5 protein-coding genes are annotated in these 5,898 nt (G+C 29.9%); all 5 read right to left on the bottom strand.

What is annotated here, in order from left to right; translation table 11 throughout:
- Positions 1-408, bottom strand: a 408-nt coding sequence (locus tag VLM92_RS13485; RefSeq protein WP_325276855.1) for a ferritin family protein, incomplete at its 3' end; no start/stop codon positions are given.
- A gap of 96 nt (positions 409-504) precedes the next feature.
- Positions 505-873, bottom strand: coding sequence for a hypothetical protein (locus VLM92_RS13490; protein ID WP_325276856.1), 369 nt, complete (start codon positions 871-873; stop codon positions 505-507).
- Positions 874-886: 13 nt separating this feature from the next.
- Positions 887-1,786 carry an HD domain-containing protein gene (locus VLM92_RS13495; RefSeq protein ID WP_325276857.1) on the bottom strand — a complete coding sequence of 300 codons (900 nt, stop codon included), beginning with the start codon at positions 1,784-1,786 and terminating at the stop codon, positions 887-889.
- A gap of 168 nt (positions 1,787-1,954) precedes the next feature.
- On the bottom strand, positions 1,955-3,493 hold the full coding sequence (gene yjeM, locus VLM92_RS13500; RefSeq protein ID WP_325276858.1) for a glutamate/gamma-aminobutyrate family transporter YjeM: 1,539 nt from the start codon (positions 3,491-3,493) through the stop codon (positions 1,955-1,957).
- 303 nt (positions 3,494-3,796) lie between these two features.
- The gene (locus VLM92_RS13505; RefSeq protein WP_325276859.1) at positions 3,797-5,737 is read right to left on the bottom strand and encodes a [FeFe] hydrogenase, group A; all 1,941 of its coding nucleotides are present in this window, start codon (positions 5,735-5,737) and stop codon (positions 3,797-3,799) included.
- Between the last annotated feature and the right edge of the window lie 161 nt (positions 5,738-5,898).

The following is a 5,898-nucleotide window of genomic DNA, read 5'->3' on the forward strand; positions in this document are numbered from 1 at the left end:
ATCAGATAGTATATTAAATACCTTGTCTCTATAATAATCACTAGGTAATCCATTCATTATTTCTCTATATTTTCTAACAGCTTCAAGTTCTCCCATCATTGCATCTTCTATACCTATTCTAAAGTTCTCAGGTGGAATAAACTCTTCTTCAGGTGGTGATATTTGCTGTCCTGTAAGTTGGTAATACATTTTTTTAAACATTTTGTTATGTCTAAGTTCATCATCTCTTATACCTTCAATAGTCTTTCTTATTCTATTAGCTTGTCTAGTTGAAAGTTCATTTACTGGTATATTATCTATTAACCATTGATAAAATTGTGAATCTTTTCTTTCTGATTCTATTGACTTTGCTATTAAATCTATTGAATTTTGAAATTGTTTAGGATTTGGATATATCCAATTATACATTTAAATACCCCCTTATATTTACCTCTATATATAATATGAATATTTTCCGAAATTGTGTCACTTTAACTAACTTTATGTTGGTTTTTATAAATACCTTTATAAGTAAATAACTTCTTGTTTTGATATATTATATATGGCATTTTGATTACAATGTTTTCCTATTTGTATAGCTTCATCTATAGATTCTGTAACTACTGATATATCAGTAGTTAACTTATCTTTATTATTTTCAAACCATCCACCTAAATATAGTTTGTGACTTTTGCCATCTATATCGATATTTTTAGCTGATGTTATATATTTAATGATTTCAAAAGTATCCATTCCTATATTTATAAGTGGTGTAATGCTAATTACAAAACCAGATGCAGGCTTGTATAATTTACCGTTACAGTCTATTCGTATTGTAAAATCTTTTTTATCATTTATACATTTATTTACATAATCTAATATCTTAGAATGCATATTAAAATACCTACTATAAATAAAGCTTTGTTTCTATTCTTCTATCATAATCAGACCATCTACCACTTTCACTATTTTCCTTAATTATAGCTATTTTATTCATAGTTGCATCAACAGTGTCGGCATAATTTAATATAAAAGACTCTTCCATGTTCGCAGCTCTTGGTGAACCATATTCAACTTTTCCATGATGTTGTATTATACACCCTTTGATTCTTCTTATAAAATCTTCACTAAAAGTATTATCAATATTATTTAAAGCTCTATCTATTAGTTGAATTCCTATAGAAATATGCCCTTCTAATTCACCTTGTAGGGTATATTTAAATGGCCCATTATAGTCAAGTTCATACATTTTTCCTATATCATGTAGTTTTGCACTTAATACTGCTATTTCTCTTCTTTTACAATCGTATCTATCACAAAGTACCTTTGTTAAATACATTACATTAAGAGTATGTTCTGCAAGTCCACCTATGTAGTTGTGATGCATAGAAACTCCACCTATAGCTTGTTTAAACTTTTTTATGAATTCTTCGTCCTTAAAGAAATAATCATTTAAACTTATACCTTCTTGAGATGTAATACATTCTTTTGATATTTCTTCTATGTCAATCATTATATCTTCAATAGGTCTTTTAACTGTTGGTAGATAATCTTCTAAATTAGAATTTGTTGTTATTTTGAAACTTGAAACATCTAATACTATTTCTTTTTTACAGTCTATTTCTATTACTTGCCCTATTTCCGGCTTACTTTTAGCAGGTAATTTAGCTTTTATCTGCCCACTTTTATCACTAAGCATATATACAACTTTATCACCGTCTTTGTAAAGACGTTTCATTATCATAAGTGATGTTTTTAAATTATGATTTTCTTTTATATCTTGTAGAAATACTTTTTTATGGCTCATATATTTACACTCATTTCTTTATAAGTTTTTATTTTTTTCTTTAAGTTTATTATTTCTATTGTTTAAATTTTTATCTATTATTTTTTATAAAAATGCATTGATGTTCATAATAAAAAGTCCCCTTTTCATTAAAGGGGACTTTTATGTGTTATATTTAAAATTCAATTATTAGCTAGCTTTTTTACAATCTTTGTTTGAATTTTTCACATGTTTATTTTCATATACAGTATATAATACTAAAGCAATTATTCCAAATACAACTGGTCCTGCTATCATCATTATCCCGTTAAATGGAGTACCTGATTTAAATGGCTCTAATACAGTAAATACATTAGCAAATCCAACCATACCACCTACTATAATAGCAGCAAATAAAGCTCCTTTATATGATTTGTAAATTACAAATGGCTTTTCTATCTTACCTTCTAATTGCTTTTTCTTAAATGCTGGGAAAGCAGAAGACAAGAATACATATGGTATTGTCATTGCAACATTTGTCATAAGAACTAATGTTGTGAAGAACTCACTAGCTTTCTTTCCTCCAAATGATATTAATAATATCATAACTATAACCATTCCAGCTTGAACTTTCATAGCATTTATTGGCATACCATTTTCTATTTCTCCCATTTTTCCAGGCCATAATTCTTTAGGCGCACCTTGGATTAAAGTTTTAAGCGGAGAATATGCTAATGTGAAGAATGCTCCAGTAAGTGCTAAGAACATTGAGAATCCAACAAATCTAGCTGTCCATGCACCCATAGTTAAAGAAACCGCTTCAGTCATTCCAATTGATTGACCTATTTGATATCCTAAGTTGTTCATAAGAACATATGCAACGTTACCCATGTGTATACTATCAGAAGATAATATATCATTCCAATTAGTAAACATACCACAAGCAAATATACCAACTGCATATCCTACAGATATAACTATTGCTGATATTGCAAGACCTTTAGGGAACGTTTTTTCAGCATTTTCAGTTTGATCAACTAATCCGCCTAAAACTTCAAGTCCACCAAATGCAAATATTGCAAATGTTACAAATCCTAATACAGATGATGATGTTTGATAAGCTGGATTTGGAGAATTTGTAAATGCTTTTGCCATATCACTTACTGGCTCTGCAAATTGACCACCATTTAAGACAACTACTGCAATTCCTCCTACAAGTAACACTATGTTTAATAATGCAACGAATGTACCACCTATAGAAGTAACTTTTGTTATTTTCTCAACACCTTTACTAGCTATCGTTGTAACAGCTATTATCCATAAAACTCCTAGTATACCTAAAACTTGTGTAGAACTTAATCCAAGCACTCCCCAAGTAGATGTTAAATCTTGTCCAAATATTGCATTTGAAAGAGGTATCCATAAAGATGAAGATACGTTTACCATCCATACAATATAAGATGCATACCACATGAATGTTCCTATGAATGCATATTTAGGTCCTATCGACTTTTCCATCCAAGAATACATTCCTCCGCTTTCTTTTTTGAAAGCTGCTCCATATTCTGCCATCATAAATGCGTAAGGTATAAAGAATACCACTGCACTTAGTACATACCATGGTATTGCAGCATAGCCCATTAGATAAAATGATCTTGGCATGTTTGCAAAACCGAATACCGATGTAAATATCATCAGTATTAAAGCAGTTAAATTAAGTTTTTTAGTACTGTTTGTGTTTCCACTCATTTTCGCACACCTCATATAAATTATTTCTTTCGATTAATTTATTGTAATCACTTTAAAATATTAAGTTGTATAAGTCAATATATCTATTATTAAATTATTACAATACATTAACCAAAATTCAAGTATAAGTATAACACCTTCCCTTTTTTTCGACAATATTTTCCGAATAAGATTATATTTTCTTTATTTTCTTTATAATTAAACTTTTATTCTGCTTTGTTTTGCAAAAAAAATACAAAATATAGCATTTGATATACTTATATCTTGTATTTTTTTAAATTATTTTGTTGTATTAACTAATTTTTATTTATTATCTTTAACTTTTACAAAATACTTAGTGTGTAAAAGTTCATGTGCCTTATGACTTAGTGGATAATCTAAATATTTATCATATATAGCTAAAACAGCAGGATTTTCATATGATCTTCTAAGAGGTAGAGATCTATCTATTGCATTTAATCCTTCTGCTCTTTTTTGTAGTGTTTCTAATCTTTTTTTTGCTTTAGGTTGTCCTCCTCCTCCTACGCAACCACATGTACATGCCATGATTTCTATTGCATGGAAAAATTCTTCACCACTTCTTATTTTATCAAGCATTTTACCAGCTTCTTTAAGTCCATAGGCAATTCCTATTCTAAGTTTTATATCTCCTACTTCAAGTTCACAGGCTCTAAATCCATCCCATCCTCTAAGAGCTTCAAACTCTATATTATCAACTCTTTGCCCTGTCATTTTCTCTACTGCTGTTCTTGTAGCTGCTTCTATAACCCCACCAGTTCTACCAAATATAACTCCTGCTCCTGTATATTCTCCCATTACTTGATCTATTGGCTCATCTTCAATTTCACTTAAATTTATTCCTGAAACCTCAAATATTTTTATAAGTTCTCTAGTTGTTATTACATAATCTACGTCATAGTTAAGTCCTCTTGAAAACTCTAGCCTTGATGCTTCGTATTTTTTTGCAACACATGGCATAATTGCAACTGATGTAATTTGGTCTCTTTCAAGTCCATGTTCTCTTCCCCAAATATCTTTTGCTATTGTTGCAAACATCTGCATAGGTGACTTTGTGGATGATGGAACATCTAGCATATCACCATAGTTTTGTTCTATGAATTTAACCCATGCAGGACAGCATGAAGTAAGTATTGGAAGTTTAACATCTTTGTCTCCTTTAAAGTGCTTTTCAAGTCTTTCTTGAAGTTCTGCAGCTTCTTCCATTATTGTTAAATCTGCAGCCCATGTAGTATCAAATACATAATCTACACCTAGTTTTCTAAGTGCTGCTGCTAGTTTATTTTCTACATTTGTTCCTGGTTCAAATCCAAAAGCTTCTCCAATTGTAACCCTTATAGCTGGTGCCATTTGAGTTATTACAACTTTATTTGGTGTAGCTAAATCTCTTAAAAATCTAAATGTATTGTCTCCTGCAGTTATAGCATTAACAGGACATGCTGCTATGCATTGTCCGCAATGAGTACATCTATTGTAGTCTATGTAGTGTTGCTTTTTAGGTTCTCCATGTATACAGTCAACGGGACATACTCTTTTACAAGCTCCACATCCTATGCACTTTGTTGTAATTGTTAATTTTATAAGGTGATTACATTGTGATGTATAACATCTATCTTCTTCTATATGCTCTTTTATTTCTTCATAAAACTTATCTATAATTTCCTCCATTATATTGTGTTTTTGATTTACTTTTTCTTTTACAGTACTTGCAAGCCTTCTTAAAAGAAATATATCACGCATATTTGATTTTCCTTTACTTACTCTATCTAAGAGCTTCCATATTCTAAGTATTTCTTCTCTAGCTACTTCATAATGCTCAAGTGCGCCTTCATGCATTTTTCCGATTAAGTAGTCTACATAGAATTTAGAATATTGTATTATACAGTCTTCTTGAGAAAGTATTATTATATTTCTACTAATATCTTCATCAAATAATGTAAAATCTAATTCTTTATCTAAGCTATCTTCTGTCAAAAATCCTCCAAATGGCATTCCAAGTTGAGCTGCTTTAAATCCACGATCATTTAATAAACCTCCTGCAAGGTTGATAACTTGTGCTAAAGTAGCTCCTTGGGGAACTTCTATTATTCCAGGACTATTTATCTTTCCTGAGATTGCTACACTTCGCTTTTTATCATCTGTTATTTTTTTTAATTCTTCTTCACTAAAAACAGAAAATACAGATCCTAGTGAACTTTGTATTATTGCTTGCTTTTGTTTTTGCATTTTAGCACTCCTTGTATTTATACTTATCCAGATTATTTTTAAATTATCATTTATTATTTAATTTTTCCATATATACCTAATCTTATCCTTTTGAAAAAATCTTATACATAGATAGAACCTGTAGGGAAATTTCCCTACAGGCTCTATCTATTTAATCTTAT

The sequence above is a fragment of the Romboutsia sp. genome, assembly GCF_035470145.1.
In the GTDB taxonomy this organism is placed as follows: domain Bacteria; phylum Bacillota; class Clostridia; order Peptostreptococcales; family Peptostreptococcaceae; genus Romboutsia_D.

Bases quoted from the DNA above. Each gene is read 5' to 3' on its own strand.
- yjeM (WP_325276858.1), bottom strand. From the start codon at position 3,493: ATGAGTGGAAACACAAACAGTACTAAAAAACTTAATTTAACTGCTTTA.
- VLM92_RS13495 (WP_325276857.1), bottom strand. From the start codon at position 1,786: ATGAGCCATAAAAAAGTATTTCTACAAGATATAAAAGAAAATCATAAT.
- VLM92_RS13490 (WP_325276856.1), bottom strand. From the start codon at position 873: ATGCATTCTAAGATATTAGATTATGTAAATAAATGTATAAATGATAAA.
- VLM92_RS13505 (WP_325276859.1), bottom strand. From the start codon at position 5,737: ATGCAAAAACAAAAGCAAGCAATAATACAAAGTTCACTAGGATCTGTA.